Origin of the sequence: Roseomonas sp. HF4 (assembly GCF_005222755.1) — a bacterium.
Classification (GTDB): Bacteria; Pseudomonadota; Alphaproteobacteria; order Acetobacterales; family Acetobacteraceae; genus Neoroseomonas.
Window position 1 is genome coordinate 1 of the sequence record NZ_STGD01000011.1, and the last position, 21,951, is coordinate 21,951.

The 21,951-nt window shown below is 72.8% G+C and carries 23 protein-coding genes; 15 read left to right on the forward strand and 8 right to left on the reverse strand.

Translation table 11 applies throughout. From position 1 onward, the window contains the following. Positions 1-188 precede the first annotated feature (188 nt). From E8M80_RS16465 to E8M80_RS16495, 7 genes are read left to right on the forward strand one after another with little or no spacing between them, the layout of a single operon-like run. Positions 189-1,358: a glutathionylspermidine synthase family protein gene (locus tag E8M80_RS16465; protein ID WP_137126806.1), complete on the forward strand. Its 1,170-nt coding sequence runs from the start codon at positions 189-191 to the stop codon at positions 1,356-1,358. A 6-nt stretch (positions 1,359-1,364) separates the two neighbouring features. Next, on the forward strand, positions 1,365-2,549 hold the full coding sequence (locus tag E8M80_RS16470) for a glutathionylspermidine synthase family protein (RefSeq protein WP_137126807.1): 1,185 nt from the start codon (positions 1,365-1,367) through the stop codon (positions 2,547-2,549). A 24-nt stretch (positions 2,550-2,573) separates the two neighbouring features. After that, a complete protein-coding gene (locus E8M80_RS16475; RefSeq protein WP_137126808.1) occupies positions 2,574-2,999 on the forward strand; it encodes a DUF350 domain-containing protein in 426 nt (141 codons plus the stop codon). Positions 3,000-3,009: 10 nt separating this feature from the next. After that, on the forward strand, positions 3,010-4,089 hold the full coding sequence (locus tag E8M80_RS16480) for a DUF1190 domain-containing protein (RefSeq protein ID WP_137126809.1): 1,080 nt from the start codon (positions 3,010-3,012) through the stop codon (positions 4,087-4,089). A 3-nt stretch (positions 4,090-4,092) separates the two neighbouring features. Then, the gene (locus E8M80_RS16485; protein WP_137126810.1) at positions 4,093-4,656 is read left to right on the forward strand and encodes a hypothetical protein; all 564 of its coding nucleotides are present in this window, start codon (positions 4,093-4,095) and stop codon (positions 4,654-4,656) included. After that, positions 4,653-4,997: a hypothetical protein gene (locus E8M80_RS16490; protein ID WP_137126811.1), complete on the forward strand. Its 345-nt coding sequence runs from the start codon at positions 4,653-4,655 to the stop codon at positions 4,995-4,997. Before E8M80_RS16485 ends, E8M80_RS16490 begins: the two co-directional genes overlap by 4 nt. Further along, complete coding sequence (locus tag E8M80_RS16495) at positions 4,994-5,611, forward strand: hypothetical protein (protein ID WP_137126812.1); 618 nt, start codon at positions 4,994-4,996, stop codon at positions 5,609-5,611. The genes E8M80_RS16490 and E8M80_RS16495 overlap by 4 nt, the downstream gene beginning before the upstream one ends. Before the next feature lie 170 nt (positions 5,612-5,781). On the opposite strand, the gene E8M80_RS16500 is transcribed toward E8M80_RS16495, so the two are convergent. The 4 genes from E8M80_RS16500 to hisB are packed head-to-tail and all read right to left on the reverse strand — an operon-like array spanning position 5,782 to position 8,031. Continuing rightward, on the reverse strand, positions 5,782-6,369 hold the full coding sequence (locus tag E8M80_RS16500) for a GNAT family N-acetyltransferase (RefSeq protein ID WP_137126813.1): 588 nt from the start codon (positions 6,367-6,369) through the stop codon (positions 5,782-5,784). After that, a complete protein-coding gene (hisH, locus tag E8M80_RS16505; protein WP_137126814.1) occupies positions 6,366-7,025 on the reverse strand; it encodes an imidazole glycerol phosphate synthase subunit HisH in 660 nt (219 codons plus the stop codon). Before hisH ends, E8M80_RS16500 begins: the two co-directional genes overlap by 4 nt. Before the next feature lie 13 nt (positions 7,026-7,038). Continuing rightward, positions 7,039-7,413, reverse strand: coding sequence for a hypothetical protein (locus tag E8M80_RS16510; protein WP_137126815.1), 375 nt, complete (start codon positions 7,411-7,413; stop codon positions 7,039-7,041). 3 nt (positions 7,414-7,416) lie between these two features. Next, positions 7,417-8,031: an imidazoleglycerol-phosphate dehydratase HisB gene (gene hisB / locus E8M80_RS16515; RefSeq protein WP_137126816.1), complete on the reverse strand. Its 615-nt coding sequence runs from the start codon at positions 8,029-8,031 to the stop codon at positions 7,417-7,419. 264 nt (positions 8,032-8,295) lie between these two features. Between hisB and E8M80_RS16520 the strand changes: the two genes are divergently transcribed. Then, complete coding sequence (locus tag E8M80_RS16520; RefSeq protein WP_137126817.1) at positions 8,296-9,759, forward strand: M23 family metallopeptidase; 1,464 nt, start codon at positions 8,296-8,298, stop codon at positions 9,757-9,759. Between the two features lie 19 nt (positions 9,760-9,778). Here the strand turns inward: E8M80_RS16520 and E8M80_RS16525 are convergent, their stop codons facing one another. Continuing rightward, complete coding sequence (locus E8M80_RS16525) at positions 9,779-11,740, reverse strand: methyl-accepting chemotaxis protein (RefSeq protein ID WP_137126818.1); 1,962 nt, start codon at positions 11,738-11,740, stop codon at positions 9,779-9,781. 137 nt (positions 11,741-11,877) lie between these two features. On the opposite strand from E8M80_RS16525, the gene hslV reads away from it, so the two are divergent. Continuing rightward, positions 11,878-12,438 (forward strand): ATP-dependent protease subunit HslV, encoded by a 561-nt coding sequence (gene hslV / locus E8M80_RS16530; protein ID WP_137126819.1) that lies wholly within the window; start codon positions 11,878-11,880, stop codon positions 12,436-12,438. A gap of 156 nt (positions 12,439-12,594) precedes the next feature. Next, a complete protein-coding gene (gene hslU / locus E8M80_RS16535; RefSeq protein ID WP_137126820.1) occupies positions 12,595-13,920 on the forward strand; it encodes an ATP-dependent protease ATPase subunit HslU in 1,326 nt (441 codons plus the stop codon). 193 nt (positions 13,921-14,113) lie between these two features. Here hslU and E8M80_RS16540 read toward each other — a convergent pair whose 3' ends face one another. The 3 genes from E8M80_RS16540 to E8M80_RS16550 all read right to left on the reverse strand — a co-directional run bounded on the left by E8M80_RS16540 (position 14,114) and on the right by E8M80_RS16550 (position 15,677). Then, the gene (locus E8M80_RS16540; RefSeq protein ID WP_137126821.1) at positions 14,114-14,476 is read right to left on the reverse strand and encodes a DUF4087 domain-containing protein; all 363 of its coding nucleotides are present in this window, start codon (positions 14,474-14,476) and stop codon (positions 14,114-14,116) included. Between the two features lie 66 nt (positions 14,477-14,542). After that, on the reverse strand, positions 14,543-15,103 hold the full coding sequence (locus E8M80_RS16545) for a cytochrome b (RefSeq protein WP_137126822.1): 561 nt from the start codon (positions 15,101-15,103) through the stop codon (positions 14,543-14,545). Further along, entirely contained in the window at positions 15,084-15,677 is a 594-nt protein-coding gene (locus E8M80_RS16550) for a YceI family protein (protein WP_170979461.1), read from the reverse strand. The genes E8M80_RS16545 and E8M80_RS16550 overlap by 20 nt, the downstream gene beginning before the upstream one ends. Before the next feature lie 148 nt (positions 15,678-15,825). On the opposite strand from E8M80_RS16550, the gene rimP reads away from it, so the two are divergent. The 5 genes from rimP (at position 15,826) to rbfA (ending at position 21,878) form a co-directional block, all read left to right on the forward strand. Further along, on the forward strand, positions 15,826-16,353 hold the full coding sequence (gene rimP / locus E8M80_RS16555) for a ribosome maturation factor RimP (protein ID WP_240790077.1): 528 nt from the start codon (positions 15,826-15,828) through the stop codon (positions 16,351-16,353). Between the two features lie 19 nt (positions 16,354-16,372). Continuing rightward, on the forward strand, positions 16,373-17,917 hold the full coding sequence (gene nusA, locus E8M80_RS16560) for a transcription termination factor NusA (RefSeq protein WP_137126994.1): 1,545 nt from the start codon (positions 16,373-16,375) through the stop codon (positions 17,915-17,917). Next, positions 17,901-18,518: an RNA-binding protein gene (locus tag E8M80_RS16565; RefSeq protein WP_137126825.1), complete on the forward strand. Its 618-nt coding sequence runs from the start codon at positions 17,901-17,903 to the stop codon at positions 18,516-18,518. Before nusA ends, E8M80_RS16565 begins: the two co-directional genes overlap by 17 nt. Before the next feature lie 61 nt (positions 18,519-18,579). After that, positions 18,580-21,279 (forward strand): translation initiation factor IF-2, encoded by a 2,700-nt coding sequence (gene infB, locus E8M80_RS16570; RefSeq protein WP_137126826.1) that lies wholly within the window; start codon positions 18,580-18,582, stop codon positions 21,277-21,279. 176 nt (positions 21,280-21,455) lie between these two features. Next, positions 21,456-21,878, forward strand: a complete 423-nt coding sequence (gene rbfA, locus E8M80_RS16575; protein ID WP_137126827.1) for a 30S ribosome-binding factor RbfA — start codon at positions 21,456-21,458, stop codon at positions 21,876-21,878. Positions 21,879-21,951 lie beyond the last annotated feature (73 nt).

Sequence of the window (21,951 nt, forward strand, 5' to 3'; positions counted from 1 at the left end):
TGGCGCTTGAACTCGACGCTGTGCGATCGGTGTCTCGTCATCGGCTTCCATCCTTCGGAAGCCCAGCTCCCTGGTCAATTCGCGGCAGTCCGCCTGTCCGCCTCCAGGGGCCCACTCCAGATCGGGGGAGGTTCTCCTCCCCCGCCCTTTTCGACGTCCCGTCCACGCCGCGGCTATGCTCCCCGGCAATGCCCCGCCCCGCCCTCGAACGCCGCCTGCTCCGCCGCGACGATGCCTTCCCGCACCGCGCGGAAGCGCTCGGCTTCACCTGGCATTCGCCGGACGGGCGCGAATACTGGGCGCGCGACGCCTGCTATGCCCTGACGCCCGAGGCTGTCGCCGCGCTCGAGGCCGCGGCGCGCGAGCTCGACGGCATGATCGCCGCCGCGGTCGATCGCGTCGTGGCGCGCGGCGACTACGCCGCCTTCGGCTTCACCGACCGCCTGGCCGCACTGGTCGAGCAGTCGCACCGCCTGCGCGAGCCCTCCCTCTATGGCCGCTTCGACCTCCGGCTGGACGAGGCCGGCGGCATCAAGCTGTTCGAATACAATGCCGAGACGCCGGCCGCGCTGCTGGAGGCCGCAACCGTGCAGCTCGCCTGGTTCGAGGAAACGCCGGTGGGCGCCGAGACGCGCCCGGGCACCGACCAGTGGAACCGCATCGACGACGCGCTGGTCGCGCGCTGGCCCGCGCTCGGCCTGCCGCGCCGCGTGCATTTCTCGGCCGAGGCGCATCGGGAGGACGAGGTCGCGCAGGTCGCGTACCTGATGGCGACCGCCCGCGCGGCGGGGCATGAGGCGGCGTTCCTCGGCGTCGAGGACATCTCCTGGCACGACGCGGCCGGGTTCTGCACGCCGGACGGCACGCCGCTCGCCGCCTGCTTCAAGCTCTATCCCTGGGACTGGCTGGACTGGGAGGAAGGCGGGCGGCTGCTGCCGCTCGGCCGCACGCGGTGGATCGAGCCGGCGCGGCGCATGCTGCATGCGAACAAGGCGATCCTGGTCACATTGTGGGAGATGTTCCCGGGGCATCCTCTGCTGCTGCCGGCCGCGCTCGACCGCGCCGCCATCGACGGGCCGGCGATCGGCAAGCCGGCGCTTGGCCTCGAAGGCCATGGCATGCGGGTGGAGGGCGTGAACGAGGATGTCTCGACCGAGATCGCGGAGGGTTTGCCTCCCTCGCCCACCATCTGGCAACGTTGGGCGCCGCTGCCGGGACACGCGACGCCGTCGGGCGAAGCCTATCCGGTCATGGGCGTATGGATGGCGGGGGGCGAGCCCTGTGGGCTCGGCATCCGGGAAGGGGAAGAGCTGGTGACGACGCTCGAGGACCGCTTCGTGCCGCATGTGGTGCTCTAGGCCGCCATGGCCATGCCGCCCTTCGCCCGCATCCCGGTGCGCACGCCCGGCACCGCCGAGGCCCGGCTGCGCGAGCTCGGCATGCTCGCCCCCAATGCGGATGGCGAGCCCTGGTGGGTCACCGACGCCGCCTACGTGATCGACGCGGCGCTGGTGGACAAGCTCTTCGGGGCCGCCCAGGACATCCAGAAGCTCTGCTACGCGGCGATCGAGGCGCTGGTCGCGAGCGGCGACTACACCTACTTCGGCATCCGCAACCGGGCGATGCAGACCGCCATCGCGCAATCCTGGCGCGCGAAGGATGCGCCGCTCTACGGCCGCATGGACTTCTCCTTCGCGCCCGACGGCCGGCCGATGCTGCTGGACTACGAGGCGGACAGCCCGTTCGGCCTCGCCGAAGCCGCCTTCGTGCAGTGGGAATGGTTCGAGGCCTGGCAGGCCGCCACCGGCGCCGGCTCGGACAGCCAGGAGAACCTCCTCTACGAGAAGCTGCTGGAGCACCTGCCGCGCGCCGGCCTGCCGCAGCGCTTCGCCATCGCCTGCGGCGGCGAGACGCTGACGAACGGCGCGCCGGCCGACACGACCGAACGCTTCGACGCCAATTTCCTGGCCGAGATCGCGCGCGAGGCCGGCATGCGCCCCTCCGTCTGCAGCATCGGCCAGGTCGGCTGGGACCTCGACGCCATGCGCTTCACGGACGAGGCCGACACGCCGCTCGAAGGTCTCATCAAGATCTATCCGTGGGACTGGATGGAGGACGAGCCGAACGTCGAGGTGCTGCCGCAGAACCGCACGCGCATCCTGCCCGGCGCCTGGGTGCGGTTGATGGCCGACAAGACGATGATGGCGCTGCTCTGGCACATGCACCCGGGCGCGGCCCACCTGCTGCCGACCTTCCTCGAGCGCCCGACCGAGGGCGCGATGGTCGCCAAGCCCCGCCGCGGCTGGGACGGGGAGCACGTGTACCTCCCCGGCGAGACCCCCGGCCAGGTGCCGGAGGAGGAGATGGGCCCGCTGCTGTGGCAGGCGCATTGCCCGCTGCCGGTGCTCGATGCCGGGCGCGGCCAGGTGCACGCCAATGTCTCCGTCTGGATGGTCGGCGGCGAGCCTGCCGGCATTTCCTTCCGCGAATCGCGCGGCCCGGTCACCGGGCCTGCCGCGCGCGTCGTGCCCCACATCCTGCGCGGCTGACGCGCGAACAAGGACCGCACCGCCATGACCGCCGCCGAGATCCTGACCCTGTTCCCCTCGACCTTCCTGAGCTTCCTCGTGGCCTTCTCGCTCGGCCTCGTGTTCTGGATCGCGGGCCTGGTCGTCGTGAACCTCGTCACGCCGCACAACGAACTGGCCCTGCTGCGCGCGGGCAACCTGCCCTGCGCCATCGCCTTCGGCGGCAAGGCGCTCGGCATGGTGCTGCCGATAGGCGCGGTCGCGCGCGCCGCGGCCGGCCCGGTCGACCAGATCATCTGGTGCATCGTCGCCGTCGCGGTGCAACTCGTGATGCACCTGGCGCTCAACGTGCTGCTCGCAGGCCGTCTGAAACAGGAGATCGAGGCCGACAAGGTCGGCGGCGCGGCGGTCTTCATCGCCTTCATGCAGGTCGGCGTCGGCTCGCTGAACCAAGCGGTGATGTCGGGCTGAGGCGGGGGCGATGACGCAGCCAACCCGCCGCCGGTCCCGCACCATCCGCGCCGCCGCGCTGGTGACGCTCGGCCTCGGCGCGGCGGGCTGCGACGACGTACCGGCGGACCTGCCCGGCGCCGCCGAGGCACGGCTCGACGCCTGCCGCGCCGCCCATCGCCGCATGGGGGAGGACCCGGCGCGCTGCGACAGCCTGGAAGGGACCATCGCGCGGGAACACGGGCAGACACGCCCGCGCTTCACCACCGTCGCCGCCTGCGAGACGCTGTTCGGCCGCGGTGCCTGCGAGGGGGAGACGCTGGCCGCCTCCGGCGAATCCTGGCGCCCGGCGCTGGCCGGCTGGTCGCGCGTGCCCGGTCAGATGACGGCCGTGCAGCCCGTGGTGCGCGACAAGGATGGCCAGGCCTGGGCGCTGCCCGAGCCCGCCCCCGCTCTCGTGCCGGGCACCCTCACGCCCAGCCGCGACGTGCCCGCCCTGCCGGCCCCGCGCCGGGTCGAGACGCTCGACTACGCCGCGACCGCCCGCGCGCCGCTCGGCGTCAGCCTCGCCTATTACCGCCTCGCGCCGCTCTATCCGGACGAGGCGACCTGCGCGACCGAATGGCAGTCCTGCGAACGCTTCCCGCTGCCCTTGCCGACGCGCTTCGCGACGCAGGAAGCCTGCCGCGCGCAATGGTCCAACTGCCTCGAGGTCGAGGTCCCGGCCGACGCGATCGCGGTCGCCGCCGAACAGCAGCCACAACAGCCACAACAGCAGGGCACTACCACCACGCCGCGCAGCACCACCTGGTGGGGCGGCTACAATACGTTCTGGTATCGCTCCTACGGCGCGGGCATCGGGCCGCGCTACCAGGGCTGGACCTGGACCGCGGACCACAGCCCGACCGCCGCCTATCGCCCTGCAACCGGCACCGGGCCCCTGCGCGCCTGGGACAGCGGCAGCCGCAGCCTCGGCCTCGCGAGCCGCATGGGCGTCGTGCAGGACGGCACGACGTCACGCCTCACGGGATCGACCGTCTCCCGCCAGACCACCACCATCACGCGCGCGGGCTTCGGCTCCACCGGGCGCGCCTATTCCTCGGGGGGCTGAGGCATGTCGGGCAGGGTGAAGGCCGCGGCCGAGCCGCCCACGCTGCTGGGCGGAGGGGCGGGCATGGTCACCGCCGGGTTCCTCGCGGCCGGCATCGCCTTCCTGGCCATCGGCCTCCTCGTGCCGCCGCGCGACGCGCTGTTCTGGGTCGCCTTCGCCCTGCTCCCGCTGCTCGCGGGCACCATCTCCGCGATCCTGGCCGTGGCGCTGGGCCGCCGCCTCGATGCCAGGCTTCTCGGCGACGGCACCGCGAAGGCGTTCAAGCCGCCCGCCGCGGCGGCCCTGCCGGAGGCTGCCCGCGCCGCGCTGCTGGCCGCCGCCGTGCCGGCGCTGCTCGCGCAACTCGTGGGCAAGGGCGTGCCGCGCCCCGCGCGCGCCGCCGCCGACGGCCTGCTGGCTGCCGTCACCGCGGCCTGGAACGCCGCGCCCGACGAGGCCGCGCGGGCCGCGCTCGCGCGGGAGTTGCCCGGACTCGTGGCGGGGCTGCTCGACGGCGAGCCCGCCGGCATCCGCGCGGCGGAGGCCGCCGCCGCGCGCCTTGCCCCGCCGGCCGGAGGAACCCGATGAACCCGCTCATCAACCGCGCCCGGCTCTACCTGCTCGGCGCCGGGCTTCTCGTGCTGCTTGGCGGCATGATCTTCGCCGTGGCGCGCTGGAACCAGGCGACGACGGACCGTGCCTTCGTCGACGCCGCCGCCCGCGCCGCGCGCCTGCCGGAGGCCGCCGCCGCGCCGCCGCGCTTCTGGATGCCCGTGGCCTCCGCCCGGCCCGGACCCGCCGCCGTGGCGCAGGTCGAGGCGGCAGAGCGCGTCCGCACCATGCCGCGCGCGCCCGAGCCCGCGGCCGCGCCCGCGCGGCAGGACCAGGGCAGTTCGTCCGCCAAGCCCCCGCCGGCGGCCGCGCGATGATCCTCGGCCTTCTGTTTCTCGCCGGCGGCGTGGCGCTCGTCGTGCTCGCCTGGCGCTCGGTCCGTGGCGCCACCGGCGGCAACTGGGTGCGCGCGCCCGAGACGCGCCTCACAGTCGAGAGCGAACCAGGCGCCGAGGCGCCCCGCCTCACGCTCACAGGCGGCGGCGGCAGCCTGTTCGGCCCCGTGGCGGCAGACTGCACGCCGCCCCCGGCGCTCGCGGCCGCGCTCGGAAATCCGGAGCAGGCGACGCGGCGGCTCGGCGGCCCGGTGGCGACCGGCGCCTGGCGCGTCGCGGCCGCGGTCGACCTCGGCGCACCGGACGCACTCGGGACCGGCACGCCCGCGCTGGACGAGGCCATCCGCAAGGCGCTCGGCCGCACGGCGATGGTGCTGGTCCGCGTCGGCGGCGACGCGGCGCCGGTGCTGCTGCACGGACGGGACGGCAAGGCCGAGGGCAGCATCGGCGGCATCGCGGTCGAGCACGCCCGCCTCGCGACGCTGCAGTCGCGTCTTGGAGATCCCACGGGCCTGAAGGTCGAGGTCGTGCGCCGGCGCATCCAGCGCGCCGGCTGGGGCACGGAGCGCGCGCAGCGGCGCCGCGCGATCGGCTGAGGCGGGCCGTCCTGGAAGGTCGGGGGAGGAGAACCTCCCCCGAGCCCCCCTCCCTTCTTTGTCATTTGGTGCCGGTCCCGGAAGGTGAGGCGCCAAATGACAAAGAAGATTGAGGGGGGTCTGGTGAGAGACGTTCTCTTCTCCCCCCAAACTTTGGTTCGCGTGCCGCTTCAGCCCGCGCCGTCGATCAACGCGCCCGTGCTGCGTCCGCGCCCGGGTTCCAGCGTCTTGGTGTAGAAGCGCCCCGCGACGGTCTGCCCCGCCACGCGCGCGTAGTACGGGTGCGTGCCCCAGTGCAGGTAGCCCAGGCTCTCGAACAGCAGGATCGCGGTCGCCTGCGTCTCGCGCACGTCAAGATTGATGACGCGGTGGCCGAGCGCGGCTGCGCGTTCCTCGACGCGTCGCACCATCATGCGGGCCAGGCCGAAGCCGCGCGCATAGGGCGCGATGTAGGCGTGCGTGAGTGTCGCCGCGAAGGCCTGCGCCTCGTTGTTGCGGGGCGGGCGGACCAGGAGCGCGGAGCCGACCGCGTGGCCGTCCAGGCGCGCCACGAACAGCTCGCGTTCCGGCACCAGCAGCACGCCGCGGAAATGGCGTTCCAGTGCGGCGCGGCCCTGGGGTTCGACCCAGCCGAAGCCGCCGCCCTCGATGATGGCGGCATCCGTCGCCTCAGCGAGCTCCGCGAGGTCCGCCTCGGAGAGATGGTCCACGCGCTCGACGGCGAGCGCCCGGCCGGCCTGCAGCGCCGCGGAGTTCACGGTTCCCACCTCAGGAAGTTGGCGAGCATGCGCAGGCCGATCGGGCCGCTTTTCTCGACATGGAACTGAAGCCCGGCGAGGTTGCCGCGCGCAATGACCGCGGTCACTTGCCCGCCGTAGTCAGTGGTCGCGACGACGTCCTCGGCCTCCTCCGCCTCGAAGGCGAAGGAATGGACGAAATAGACCTGGTCGCCCGGCTTCACGCCGTCCAGCATCGGGTGGAAGCCGGCCTCGAAGGACAGCGCGTTCCAGCCCATCTGCGGCAGCGGCAGGGGCAGGCCGTCCGGGCCCTTCGGGTCCATGGCCGCGACCGTGCCGGGAATCCAGCCGAGGCCCGGCGTCTCCCCGTGTTCGAGCCCGCGCGTCGCCATCAACTGCATGCCGACGCAGATGCCGAGGAAGGGCACGCCCTGGCCGCGGACGCGCTCCTCCAGCGCATCGACCACGCCGGGCAGGGCGTCGAGGCCCCGCCGGCAGGCCGCGAAGGCGCCCTGGCCGGGCAGCACGATGCGGTCCGCCGCGCGCAGGTCGGCCGCGGCGGTCACAACGCGCACCGTGGCCTCGATCTCGTTGTCGAGGGCGGCCTTCTCGAAGGCGCGGACGACGGACGCCAGGTTGCCCGAGCCCGGGTCCACCACCGCAACGCGCTGCGCCATGCTTCGTGCCCCCTCAGACCGCCGCGCGCGCGAGATCGGGGCGGAAGGAGGCCAGGTTGAGGAACGCCGCGTCCTCGTTCCGCGCCATCACCACCGCTTCCGCCCTGAAGCCACGCAGGCCGAGCCACCACCCTTGCAGGTTCCGCGCCTCGAACCCCATGAAAAGCTGCAGACCTGCAACTGCGACGCCGAAGGCGTCGGACGGCAGCAGTGCCCAGAGCAAGGCGATCACGGCCAAGTGCATCGCCGCCAGCGCAAGGCAGCCGCGCCCCGCGAACCACACCACGGGCAGCAGCAGCGCCCCGGCCGAGAAGCCGTCGCGCAGCAGGATCGTCCTCGGCCCCGCTCCGCCGGCGGGTGGCCTCACGCGCACCGTCCAGACGCGCATCGATCAGCCCTCCAGAACGCCCTTGGTCGAGGGGATGGCTCCGGCGGCCCGGGGGTCGGGCTCGACGGCCTCCCTGAGCGCCCGGGCGGCGGCCTTGAAGCATGCCTCGGAGACATGGTGCGCGTTGGTGCCGGCCTTCAAGGTCATGTGAAGCGTGATCCCCGCATTGAAGGCGAGCGCGCGGAAGAATTCCTCGAACAGTTCGGTGTCCATTTCGCCCACCTTGTCGCGCGCGAAGGCGACGGACCAGGCGAGGAAGGGGCGGCCCGAGATGTCGAGCGCGCATTCCGCCAGCGCCTCGTCCATCGGCAGCAGGGCGGCGCCGTAGCGGCGGATGCCGCGCTTGTCGCCGAGCGCCTGGCGCAGCGCCTGGCCGAGCACGATGCCGACATCCTCGGCCGTGTGGTGGAAGTCGATGTGCAGGTCGCCCTTCGCCGCGACCTCCAGGTCGATCATCGAATGCCGCGCCAGCGCGGTCAGCATGTGGTCGAGGAAGCCGATGCCGGTCGCGACCGTGGCGCGGCCGATGCCGTCCAGGTCGATCGCGACGCGGATGTCGGTCTCGGCGGTGCGGCGGGCGATCTCGGCGCGACGCGGCGCGGGGCGGGGGCCAGTCATGGGCGCTACCTACGCCGTTGCGCGGGGGAATCGCAACGGTCGGCGGCGGCAGCGGGAAGCGGCCGGAGGTCGATCAGAATTCATGGGCCATGCATGCGGCCGCGTATGTCGGCGTCGAGACGAGACACCACGACCATGCGGCATAGCGACCACCAGCGGCAAGCATTGCCTGCCACACAAGGTTCCTGCAATCAACAGGTTGACCGAAGACGTTCATTCGGTTGATTGACAGTCGAGAAGCCGAGCCGGAGCGGGACCGATCCTATGCCACAGCGCGCCCTCATCGTGACTGTCCGTCATCTCGCCTGGATCCTCGGCGCCATGGTGGTGGCGGCGCCGCAGGCCGGAACGCCGGTGCTCCCGGACGCGGGGGCCGCCGCGCCGACGGTGCTGGCGATGGACGCCGCACCCGACGTGACGTTGCTCGCAGCCGAGGCCACGCCGCCTGTCGCCGCCGACAACGACCCGGCGGACGCCACGCCCGGTCCGGTGGCGGCGGAGGCACCGGACGCCGCGCCCGACGCGCCGGACGCCGAGGCGGGCCTCTCCGTCGCGACCGGGCCGGCCGCCGCCGACGCGCCGCCCCCGGCCGCGGCGGAGCATGAGCCCGAGGCCAGTACCGCCGCCGAGCGCATCCTGGTGGTCCGCCCGCGCGACACGCTGGTCGGCCTGCTGACCGGCGCGGGCATCGACGACGCCGAGGCCCACGCCGCCGCCGCCGCGATCACGGTCCTCTTTCCCGCCCGCGCGCTGCGCCCGGGGCAGGAGGTGGCGATCCACCTCGACCCGGGCGACGACAACACGCTGGTGGCGCTGGAGATTGAGCCCGCGCCGGGCCGCACGATCCGCGCCCGGCTGCGGGACGGCGCCTGGCAGGCGCAGGAGATCATCGCGCCGCGCCAGCGGCTGCTGGCGAAGGCGGAGGGCAGCATCGAGACCGGCCTCTACCCCTCGGCGACTGCTGCGGGGTTGCCGCCGGGGCTGACGCTCTCGCTGATCCGCGCGCTCGGCCACGAGATCGACTTCCAGCGCGACATCCAGCCCGGCGACCGCTTCAAGGTGCTGTTCGAGCGCTTCCGCGACGACGAGGGCGGGCTGCTCGGCCATGGCCGCGTGCTGCAGGTGGAGATGGTGCTGTCCGGCCGGCGCCTTGCCTACTGGCGGCACCAGGGGCGCGACGGCACGACCGAATGGTACGACCAGCGCGGCCAGAGCCTGCGCCGCGCCTTCCTGCGCACGCCGCTCGACGGTGCGCGGATCTCCTCGCATTTCGGCAACCGGCGGCACCCCATCCTCGGCTACACGCGCATGCATGCCGGCATGGACTTCGCGGCACCGACCGGCACGCCGGTCTATGCGGCGGGGAACGGGGTCGTCGCCTCCATCCGGCACGAGCGCGGCTACGGCAAGATCGTGCGCATCCGTCACCCCGGCGGGATCGAGACCCGCTACGCACATCTCTCGCGCTTCGCGCGCGGCATCCGGGCCGGGCGGCCGGTACGGCAGGGGGACGTGATCGGCGCGGTCGGATCGACCGGCCTCTCGACCGGCCCGCACCTGCACTACGAGGTGGTCGTGGGCGGCCGGCCGGTGAACCCGGCCACGCGGACCACGCGCACCGTGCGGCTCGCGGGGCGGGACCTCACGGCCTTCAACGCCGCCCGGCGGGACCTCGCGCGGCTGGCCGAGACCATCGGCACGCGCACGGAAGTCGCGATGGCCGACTGAGCCCGGGCCGCCGGCCGCGTCAGGCGGCCGCGCCCTCGGACAGCAGGCGCCGGATCGCGGCTACGTCGGGGGCGAGGAAGGACAAGCCCAGCCGATCCCCTTCCACCGCGACGACACGGATGGCGAGAAGGGCATCGCCGATCCGGAGTCGGCCCTCGTCGTCCGGAGCGACGCCTTGCGGCGCAGGTTCGATCGCCGCACCGCCCTCCGACAGGTCGGCCACCGTCGCCGGCAGGGCGGCCCGGCCGGCGAGTTCCAGGAGCGCGGCCAGCCGCAGCGGGCGGCGCGGGTGCGCGCGGCGGTCCACGTCCTCGGTCGAGGTGCGCACGATACGCACCAGCGCCCCGCGCAGCTCCGCCACCGCGCCCTCGGCGTCCCCGGCCGCTGAGGCCATCTGCCCGGCGGCGCGGGCGCTGCCCTCGCTCTCGGTCGCGACGGCCGCCATGCGGTCCTCGACGTCGCGGACCGCGGCGGCGGCGCCCGAGACGGCGCGCGCGATCTCGGTGGTGGCGAGGGTCTGCTGCTCCATGGCCGCGGCGATGCCGGCGGCGATGGAATCGAGCGCGCCGACCGATTGCGCGATGCCCTGCACCGCCTGCACCGCATCCGCCGTGGCGGCGGTGATGAGCGCGATCTGGCGGGAGATGTCCTCGGTCCGCCGGGCCGTCTGGGTGGCCAGCGACTTCACCTCCCCGGCCACGACGGCGAAGCCCTTGCCGGCTTCCCCTGCCCGCGCGGCCTCGATGGTCGCGTTCAACGCCAGCAGGTTGGTCTGCCCGGCGATGTCGGCGATCAGCCCCGCGACCTCGCCGATCCGGGCCACGGCCTCATGCAGGCTCGCGATGGTGCGGGTGCCGTGCTCGACGCCGCCGACCGCGGTGCGTGCCACGCCGGCCGCCTCGCCGAGGCGGCCGGCGATCTCGTGGATCGAGGCGGACAGCTGGTCGGTCGCGACCGCGACGGTCTGGGTGGCGCCGAGCGCCTCGCGCGCCGCCTCGGCGACCGAGAGGCTGTCGGCGCGGATGCGCCCCGTCGCCGCGCCGACCAGGCCAGCGCTTTCATTGACGGCGACCATGCGGGCCGAGACGGCATCCACCGCGCCGCGGGTTGCCGCCTCGACCCGGAGCGCCATGCCTTCGAGGGCGGCGCGGCGGGCGCGGTCGGCCTCCTCGTTCGCGACCTGCTGCGAGACGCGCAGGCGGCCGTTCTCCGCCGCCGCGTCGCGGAACACGGCGACCGCGGCGGCCATGTCGCCGACCTCGTCGCGGCGGCCAGCGCCGGGGATGGCGACGGCGAGGTCACCCCTGGCCAGCGCGCCCATGCAGCCCGTCAGCCGCACGACCGGGCGCGTGACGCGCGCGACCACAACCCAGGCGGCGGCAAGCGCGGTCGCGAGCGCCAGCGCGGCGAGCAGGGCCAGCCAGGCGATGGTCGTGTTCGCTTCCGCCACACCGTCCGCGACATGGAGGTCGGCGGCGGCGATCAGCGCATCGGCGGTCGCGCCGATCGATTCCGTGAAGGAGTCCATTTCCTGGTAGAGGCGCTCGCGCACCAGGCGGTCGAGCGCGGACGCGTCGCGCGCGGCTACGATCCGCCGCAGGTCAGCGAAGACGGCGTCCACCGCGACGCGGCGGCGCAGCGCCTCGGCCAGTGCAGCGCGCGCGGCCTCGGCGAAGGCGACGCGGCCGACGGCCTTCCAGTGCCGTTGCAGGATGCCGGCCGCCTCGTCCAGCGCGGCAGCGCCGCCCGGCCAGTCGAGGTTGCCGTTCCGCACCTTGTGCGCGGCGTCCACGATCAGCACGGCATAAGCGTCCGACAGCGCCTTCAGCGACTGCACGGGGCGGATGGTGTCGTCGCGCAGCGCCTGCATCGTCGCGGCATCCTGGCGCAAGGCGAGCCAGGCGTAGCCGGTGGCGACCGCGTTGACGGCGGAGATGGCGGCCAGAAGGCCAAGCAGAAGGGGCGTGACCCTGGCGCGCATACCTGTCCGTTTCCATGGGGCCGGCGGCCCCGTCAGCCGGCAGCGAACCACGACGTCCCTTACAAAGCGTAAGCGTTGCGCCGCCTTCCGCCGCCCCCGTTGAGTCCGGCGCCGATGCCGCCCACATTCCGGGCATCATGACCTCTCCACAACACGATCCCCTCGGGTGGCACGGCACCACCATCCTCTGCGTGCGCAAGGGCGGGCGCGTCGCCATGGCCGGCGACGGCCAGGTCTCGATCGGCCAGACGGTGGTGAAGGGCAATGCCCGCAAGGTGCGCCGCATCGCCCAGGGCCGCGTGCTCGCGGGCTTCGCGGGCGCCACCGCCGATGCCTTCACCCTGCTCGAGCGGCTGGAAGCGAAGCTCGAGCGCTTTCCCGACCAGCTGGAACGCGCCTGCGTGGACCTGGCGAAGGACTGGCGCACCGACCGCTACCTGCGGCGCCTGGAAGCCCTGCTGGCCGTGGCCGACGCGAAGCGCAGCCTGCTCGTGACCGGCCAGGGCGACGTGCTGGAGCCCGAGGACGCGATCATCGGCATCGGGTCCGGCGGCAACTACGCGCTGGCCGCGGCGCGCGCGCTGCTGCCCGTGGACGGCGTGGACGCCGAGGAGATCTGCCGGCGGTCCATGAAGATCGCCGCCGACATCTGCGTCTACACCAACGGCAACATCGTGCTGGAAAGCCTGGACGCGTGACCCCGCCCGCATCGCCATCCGCACCCGCGGATCGCGCCCCGCCGCGAGCGCAAAGCGCGACCGCGCCCAACCCGACACCCGTCGCTGGCGCGCCAGCGCGCGGCGCGAAGGCAAGGCGGCCGGATGGCCGCCGCCCGCCGTTTGAGGGCAGGAAAAATGTCTGAATCGATCAACCTCTCCCCGCGCGAGATCGTCAGCGAGCTCGACCGCCACATCGTCGGCCAGCAGGACGCCAAGCGCGCCGTTGCGATTGCCTTGCGCAATCGCTGGCGCCGCCAGCAACTGCCGGAGGGCCTGCGCGAGGAAGTGGTGCCCAAGAACATCCTGATGATCGGCCCGACCGGCTGCGGGAAGACCGAGATCGCGCGCCGCCTCGCGAAGCTGGCGAACGCGCCCTTCCTGAAGGTCGAGGCGACCAAGTTCACCGAGGTCGGCTATGTCGGCCGCGACGTGGAGAGCATCGTGCGCGACCTGGTCGAGGCCGCGATCACGATGGCGCGGGAGCAGGCGCGCCGGGGCGTCCAGGCCAAGGCGGAGCTGGCGGCGGAAGAACGCCTGCTGACCGCGCTGGTCGGCGAGGGTGCCTCCGGCGAGACCCGCATGAAGTTCCGCCGGATGCTGCGCGAAGGCACGCTCGAATCCCGCGAGGTCGAGGTGCAGGTGGCCGATGCCGCGCCCGGCCTGCCGATCGGCATGATCGACCTGCCCGGCGCGCAGGGCGCGCAGATGCAGAACATGCAGGACATGCTGGGCAAGATGTTCGGCGGCCGCCAGAAGCCGCGCCGGATGACGGTGGCCGAGGCGCGCATCGCCCTGGCGAAGGAGGAGGCGGACAAGCTGCTGGACCAGGATGCCCTGGTGCGCGACGCCGTCGCGAATGCCGAGAACAACGGCATCGTCTTCCTGGACGAGATCGACAAGGTCTGCGCCCGCACCGGGGAGGGCGGCGTGCGCGGCGGCGACGTCTCCCGCGAAGGGGTCCAGCGCGACCTGCTGCCGCTGATCGAGGGCACCACGGTCACGACCAAGCACGGGCCGGTGAAGACCGACCATGTCCTGTTCATCGCGTCCGGCGCCTTCCACCTGGCGAAGCCGTCCGACCTGCTGCCGGAACTGCAGGGCCGGCTGCCGATCCGCGTCGAGCTCTCGGCGCTGACGCGGGAGGATTTCCGCCGCATCCTGACCGAGCCGGAGCATTCGCTGCTCAAGCAGTACACGGCGCTGCTCGGGACCGAGGGCGTCACGCTCGACTTCGCGCCCGATGCGGTGGAGGCGCTGGCCGACCTCGCGGCCGAGATCAACGCGAGCGTCGAGAATATCGGCGCGAGGCGCCTCGCCACCGTGCTCGAGCGGCTGCTCGAGGAGGTGTCCTTCACCGCCTCCGACCGCGGGGGGGAGACGGTCCGGGTGGATGGCGCGCTGGTGCAGCAGCGGGTGGCGCCGCTGGCGGGCAGCGCAGACCTGTCGCGCTTCATTCTCTGACGCGGCGCCCGTGCTGTCGGTGACGTAGGGGGCGCGGCCTGAAGGTCAGGGGAGGAGAACCTCGCCCGATCCCCCTCCCTTTTTTAAGGCTTGGCACCGACCCCGGGGAGGTCGGGCGCCAAATGATAAAGAAGGTTGTGGGGGGTCCGGGGGGAGAAGTTCCCTTCTCCCCCCCCCTTCCTGTCAGCCGTCCTCAATCGATCCGCGGCAGCGCGCGGTCGGCCCGGCACCGCGCCAGCGGCAGTTGCTGCACCGCCACGATGCGGCGGATGCGCCGCGCGGCGGGGTCGGTCTCGACCGTCATGCAGGCGCAGCCGTAGCCGTACCAGCCGTTGGTGCGTTCCCATTCGCGGGTCGTGAGGTCGGGGATCTCGTCCATGCCGGGCGGCCGGCGCTCGCCCTGGAAGGCGATGTCCCAGCGCCCGTCGCGATCGACCAGCCACCAGTTGGCCGGCGTCGGGTTGTGGATCCAGCCGCAGCGGCGCTCCGCCGCCCCGGCGGGCAGAGCGGCCAGGAGCGGCAGCAGCAGCGCGAGCAGGCCAAGGCGTCGTTTCATGCGCGGCAGGCTGGCACGGCCGCCCGCCGCGCCGGAAGGGGGGCGGGGTGCGCCGCGTGCGGCGCGTCACACGCCGGCGCCGCGCCCCAGCATCGCGCGCAGCACGCCATGGCCGCGCCGGTGGTGCAGGACGGCCATGGCGGCATGGCCGGCGGCCAGCAACACCAGGGCCCAGGCGCCGGCCTCGTGGACCGGGCGGATCGCCTCGTAGAGCGCCTCGTTCGCCTCGAGCAGGTGCGGCACGGGCACCAGCAGGAACCACACGGTCTCGATCTGCCCCGGTGCCGTGCTGGCGCTGAGGTAGCCGAGCACCGGCACGACCAGCAGCAGTGCATAGAGCGCGGCATGACCGGCCGCCGCCGCGCGGTGCTGCCATCGGGGAATGCCCGGCTCCGACGCCGGCCGCCCGCGCCGCCGCCGCAGCCAGAGCCGCCACAGCACCAGCGGAGGCACCAGCAGGCCGAGCGACTTGTGGAGCTGGTAGGCGATGATCTTCTCGAGCAGCCGCGTCAGCGGCAGCGCCACCATGACCAGCCCGATCCCGAAGGCGAGCAGCACGAGCGCCGCCACGAGCCAGTGCAGCCGGCGCTGCGCCGCGCTCCAGCCGTCAGACGAGGAGGCGGACACGGACCACCAGCCGGATCGTGTCGGAAATCGCGGCGGGTTCCGCCGTCATGCCGAATTCCGATCGCTTCATCTCCCCTGCCGCCGTGAATTCCGCGACCTCGCGCCCGCCCTCGGCGGGGTCGGGGCGGCGCCCGACCAGGCGCGCCTCCATCCGGTGCGGGCGGGTGATGCCGCGGATCGTGAGTTCGCCCGCCAGGGCAAAGCGCGCGAGCGAGCCCTCCCCCGTCGCGGCGCCGGAGAAGACCGCCTCCGGGTGCCGCTCGACGTCGAAGAAGGCGGGGGAGCGCAGCAGGTCCACGGCGCCCGGATAGGCGAGCGCGACCGCCGCCGTCCGCACCGTGACCGTCACGTGGGTGGTCAGCGGCCGGTCGGGGTCGATCAGCAGCTCGGCCTCGAAATCCTCGAAGCGGCCGGTAGAGCTGAGCACGCCGAGGTGGCGCGCGACGAATTCGAGCCGCCCGGCGGCCTCGTCGAAGACGTAGCGGCTGCGGGCGGCCGCGGCCGGACGGGCCAACGCCAGCCCGCCGAACCCGGCGGCGACGGTCCGGCGGCCGAGGGGGGTCCCTGTGGTCATGCGGTGCCTCCTTGGATCGGAAGTCGGCCCATGGGCGGCGTGGCGCAAGGGCCGCTTGCATCCGGGTCGCCGCGGGATCATAAGGAGCGCCGACATCTCATCCGCTCGAACGGGGGGTGGCCTTGAAAAGGGCCGCCTTTTTTGTTGCTTGAACGATACCGCCGACCTGCCGCGCCATGAAGGCCTAGAGGCCCGCATCGCCGACGCCATCCTGCCGACGCTCGGGCACCTGGGCTATGAGCTCGTGCGCGTGCAGGTCTCGGGCAAGGAACGGCCGGTCGTGCAGATCATGGCCGACCGCGCCGACGGCGCCCCCTTCCTGGTCGAGGATTGCGAGGCCATCAGCCACGCGGTCGGCGCCGTGCTGGACGTGGCGGACCCGATCAAGGGCGAATGGATGCTGGAGGTGTCCTCGGCCGGGATCGACCGGCCGCTGACCCGCGCCCGCGACTGGAACCGCTTCGCCGGGCACGAGGCGACGCTCGAGCTCGCCATCCCGCAGGACGGGCGCAAGCGCTTCAAGGGCATCGCGCTGGGCGCGGATGCCGAGACGGCGCGGCTTCGACTTGAGGACGGGACGGAGCTCGCCTTCCCGCGGAGCAACATCCGCAAGGCAAAGCTCGTGCTGACCGACGAACTCATCGCCGCCACCGCGGCGCCACCGACGACGAACTAGGAGAGAGGCTTCCATGGCCATGGACGTCGCCATCGCCCGCCCCGAGCTGCTGCAGGTCGCCGACGCCGTCGCGCGCGAGAAGATGATCGAGCGCGACGAGGTGCTCGAGGCCATGGAGCAGGCCATCCAGAAGGCCGGCCGCGCCAAGTACGGCCAGGAGAAGGACATCCGCGCCACGATCGACCGCAAGACCGGCGAGGTGAAGCTGTCGCGCTGGACCGAGGTGGTGGCCGAGGAGCCGGTCGAGAACGAGGCGACGCAGATCCCGCACCGCATCGCGCAGAAGATCAAGCCGGGCATCGGCATCGGCGAGTTCATCATCGACCCCCTGCCGCCGATCGACTTCGGCCGCATCGCCGCCCAGACCGCCAAGCAGGTGATCGTGCAGCGGGTGCGGGAGGTCGAGCGCGGCAAGCAGTTCAACGAATACAAGGACCGCGTCGGCGAGATCATCAACGGCATCGTCAAGCGCACGGAATACGGGAACCTGATGGTCGACCTCGGCCGCGCGGAGGCCCTGCTGCGGCGCGACGAGACCATCCCGCGCGAAGCCTTCCGCAACGGCGACCGCGTGCGCGCCTACATCTACGACGTCCGCGAGGAACCGCGCGGGCCGCAGATCTTCCTCTCCCGCACGCATCCGGGCTTCCTGGCCAAGCTGTTCGCCCAGGAAGTGCCGGAGATCTACGACGGCATCATCGAGATCAAGGCGGTCGCGCGCGACCCCGGGTCCCGCGCCAAGATGGCGGTCATCAGCCGCGACAGCTCGATCGACCCGGTCGGCGCCTGCGTCGGCATGCGCGGGTCGCGCGTGCAGGCGGTGGTGGCCGAGCTGCAGGGCGAGAAGATCGACATCATCCCCTGGTCGCCCGACTTCGCGACCTTCATCGTCAACGCGCTGGCCCCGGCCGAAGTCAGCAAGGTCGTGCTGGATGAGGACGGCAAGCGCTGCGAGGTGGTGGTGCCCGACGACCAGCTGAGCCTGGCCATCGGCCGCCGCGGGCAGAATGTGCGCCTTGCCTCCCAGCTCACGCGCTACGACATCGACATCCTGACCGAGGCCGAGGAGAGCGAGCGCCGGCAGGAGGAGTTCCGCAAGCGCACAGGCCTGTTCGTCGAGGCGCTCGACGTGGACGACGTGATCGCCGGGCTGCTGGTGCAGGAAGGCTTCGGGACCATCGAGGACATCGTGCAGGTCGAGGACGAGGAACTGGCCGGCATCGAGGGCTTCGACGAGAGCGTGTCCACCGAGTTGAAGCGCCGCGCGCAGACCTTCCTCGAGAAGCGCGACGGGGAACTGGACGAGAAGCGCCGCGAGATGGGCGTGGACGACGTGCTGGCCGAGATCGGCGGCTTCTCCCCGGCCATGATGGTCACGCTGGGCGACAAGGGCGTGAAGGGCCTCGAGGACCTGGCGGACCTGGCCGGCGACGAGCTGGTCGAGATCCTGGGCGCCGAGGTGGTGGACGAGGAAACCGCCAACGCCATCGTCATGGAGGCGCGCCGCCGCGCCGGCTGGCTCGGCGAGGACGAGGGTACGGAGCCGGGTGACGGAGACGCCTGACCCCGAGGCGGAGCAGGACGAGCCCGAAACCGGGCCGCTGCGCCGCTGCATCGTGACGCGCGAGAGCGCGCCGAAGGAACGGATGCTGCGCTTCGTGCTCGGCCCGGGTCGGGAAATCGTGCCCGACCTTGCCGCGAAACTGCCGGGGCGGGGAATGTGGTTGAGCGCGCGGGGCGATGTGCTAGAACGCGCCCTGAGCCGCGGGGCCTTCATGCGGGCCGCGCGTGGGCAGGTGACGCTTCCCTCCGACCTTCGCGCACGGATCGAGGACGGTCTTCGCGCCCGGATCCGTGACCTTCTGGGCTTCGCCCGGCGGGCGGGACAGGCGGTTTCAGGCTGGCAGGCGGGCCGCGAATGGCTCGTCGCCGGCCGTGCAGGGTTGATCGTCCAGGCGTCGGACGGCAGCCCGTCGGAACGCACCCGCTTCGGCGGGCGCAACCTGCCGGCGGTGACGCCGCTGACGGCAGCGGAACTCGGCGTGGTCTTCGGGCGCGACCACGCCGTGCATGTGGTTGTGGCGCCCGGTCGGCTGGCGGAAGCCATCCGGGGCGAGGCGCAGCGGCTGGCCGGGTTCGGCCCCGCTGCGCCGGACATTTCGTGAGGGTCGCCGCAATCGGCGCGGCCCTTTTGGTGCGGTTGAAGGATCGGGTTCGGATCGACGAATGAGCGACCAGAACGAGCAGGACGCGGGCAAGAGCAGGCTGAGCCTTCGGCCCGGCGGACGCCTCGAACTCGGCAAGACGGTGGATGCCGGCAGCGTGCGGCAATCCTTCAGCCATGGCCGCACCAAGACCGTGCAGGTCGAGGTGGTGAAGAAGCGCGTGGTCGGCCCCCCGGCCAAGCCAGGCGTCGCGACGCCCGCCGTGCGCGGCCCGGCCGCGGCCGGCGCCGGCCAGCAGGCAAAGCCGTCGGGCCAGGCGCAGGGGCCCGCGGCGCGCGCCCCCGCCGGCGGCCGCCCGCTGACCCAGGCCGAGATCGCCGTCCGCCAGCGCGTGCTGGAGGAGAACCGCAAGGTCGAGGCCCAGCGCCAGCGGGAGGAACGCGAGCGCCAGGCGCTCATGGTGCGCTCCGCCGCCGAGGAAGCCGCGCGTAAGGCCGAGGAAGACCGCCGCGCCGCCGAGGAAGCCGCCGAGCGCGCCGAGCAGGAGGCCCGCGCGGCCGCCGAGGCCGCCAGCCGTACGACCGTTGAGGCCGAGGCGCGCAAGTCGGCCGAGGCCGCCTCCGTCGTCGTCGCCGCCGCCGCCAAGCAGACCGGCCGCCCCGCCGGTGCGCCGGCAGCCCCGGCCGCGCGCAAGGCCGAGCCCGCCGGGCCCGCGCCGCGCCTGACGCTCAAGGCCCGCTCCCCCGGTGAGGAGGAAGACGAGCGCCGCCCCGTGCTGCGCCGCCCCGGCGGCCCGGCCGGCGCGCCCGGCCGCCGGCCCATGCCGGTGCCGGTCCGCAAGCCCGCGCCCACCGCCGACCGCAAGCGCGACAGTCGCATCGACGTGCAGGCGGCGATCGAGGGCGAGGACGAGCGCAGCCGCTCGATCGCCTCGATGCGCCGTGCGCGCGACCGCGAGCGGCGGCAGCAGGAACTCGCGCGGCTCCGCTCCGGCGCCGAGCGCGTCGTGCGCGACGTCGTGGTGCCGGAAGCGATCACGGTGCAGGAACTCGCGAACCGCATGGCCGCGCGTGGCGGCGAGGTGGTGAAGGCGCTGTTCCGCATGGGCGTGATGGCGACGCTGACGCAGTCGATCGACGCCGACACCGCGGAACTGGTGGTCCAGGAATTCGGCCACCGCATCCGGCGCGTGAGCGAGAGCGACGTCGAGATCGGCCTCGAGGGCAGCGCCGACGAGGACACCGACCTGACGCCGCGGCCACCGGTGGTCACCATCATGGGCCATGTCGACCACGGCAAGACGAGCCTGCTCGATGCGCTCCGCAAGACCGACGTGGTCGCGCACGAGGCGGGCGGCATCACGCAGCATATCGGCGCCTACCAGATCAGCGTGCCGGATGGCACGAAGGTGACCTTCATCGACACGCCGGGCCACGAGGCCTTCACGGCCATGCGTGCACGCGGCGCCTCGGTCACCGACATGGTGGTGCTGGTGGTGGCCGCCGACGACGGCGTTATGCCCCAGACGATCGAGGCGATCCGCCATGCCCGCGCGGCCTCGGTGCCGCTGATCGTCGCCGTCAACAAGATCGACAAGCCCGGCGTGAAGCCCGAGCGCGTGAAGCAGGAACTGCTGCAGCACGAGATCGTGGTGGAATCGCTCGGCGGCGAGACGCAGGAGATCGAGGTCTCGGCGACGCAGAAGATCAACCTCGACAAGCTGCTGGAAGCCATCTCGCTCCAGGCCGAGGTGCTCGACCTGAAGGCGAACCGCGACCGCGCGGCGGAAGGCACCGTGATCGAGAGCAAGCTCGACCGCGGGCGCGGCCCCGTCGCGACCGTGCTGGTCCAGAAGGGCACGCTGCGCCAGGGCGACATCGTCGTGGCCGGCGCCGAATGGGGCCGGGTGCGCGCGATGCTCGACGACAAGGGGCGGCAGCTGAAGGATGCGCCGCCGTCGCTGCCGGTCGAGATCCTGGGCCTGTCGGGCGTGCCCTCGGCGGGCGAGAACTTCATTGCGGTCGAGAACGAGGCCCGCGCACGCGAGGTCAGCGAGTTCCGCCAGCGCAAGCTGCGCGACAAGGCGGCCGCGGCCGCCGGCGCGCGCGGCAGCCTGACCGACATGCTGGCCCGCATCCAGGCGGGCGAGCAGAAGGAAGTGGCCGTCGTCGTGAAGGCCGACGTGCAGGGCAGCGCGGAGGCGATCGGCGTGACGCTCGGCAAGCTCGGCAACGAGGAGGTGAAGGTCCGCGTGCTGCACAGCGCGGTGGGCCAGATCACGGAATCCGACATCCAGCTGGCCAAGGCGTCCGACGCGGTGATCGTCGCGTTCAACGTGCGCGCCACGTCGCAGGCGCGCGACCTCGCGAACCGCGAGGGGGTCGAGATCCGCTACTACTCGATCATCTACGAGGTCGCCGACGACATCGAGAAGCTCTACAAGGGCAAGCTCGCGCCGGTGCAGCGGGAGAAGTTCCTGGGCTACGCCCAGATCCTGCAGACCTTCGACGTCAAGAAGATCGGCAAGGTCGCCGGCTGCCGCATCACCGAAGGCGTGGTCAAGCGCGGCGCCGGCGTGCGCCTGCTGCGCGACGGCGTGGTCATCCACCAGGGCGAGCTGTCGACGCTCAAGCGCTTCAAGGACGACGTGCGCGAGGTCGGCAACGGCCTCGAATGCGGCATGTCCTTCGCGAACTACGACGACATCCGCGTGGGCGACCAGATCGAGTGCTACGAGGTGGAGACGGTGGCCGCCGCCTGACGGGCGGCGACCACCTGGTTCTTTTGCCCTCAGGCACCGGGCGCCGCCTCCGGCGGCTTGGCTTTCGCGCCTTGTGCTGGTGCGGCCGGCGGTGATGAGGGTCTGGGCGCGGTCGCGCCGTGCGCTCCCGGCGCACCTGCGGTGCGCCGCCGGGCGTCGGCGGTGAGGTAGGTTCCATGAGCAAGCAACACCATCACGGCAAGTCCGCCGAAGGCCCTTCGCAGCGGCAGCTGCGCGTCGCCGAGGAAATCCGCCACGCGCTCTCCGCCGTGTTCGCGCGGGAGGAGTTCCGCGACCCCGACCTTCATGGGCTGCATGTGACGGTGACCGAGGTGCGCGCCTCGCCCGACCTCAAGCACATGACCGCCTTCGTCTCGGCGCTCGGGCGCGATCTGACGCCGGCGCAGTTCGCCGCGCTGAAGCGCGTCTCGCCTTTCCTGCGGCGGGAAATCGCCAAGGGCATCCGCCTGCGCTACGCGCCGGACCTGCATTTCCAGCCCGACACCGCTCTCAACTACGCCATGCACATCAACGAGGTGATGCACCGCCCCGAAGTCCAGCGCGACCTGGTGCCGCGCAAGGACGAGGCGGAGGAATGATGCGAGGCGCACGAGGTTCCGACTTGCGGCCTGAAGGGCCGAGGCCGCGACTGCGGCCCGCCGGTTGTCCGGC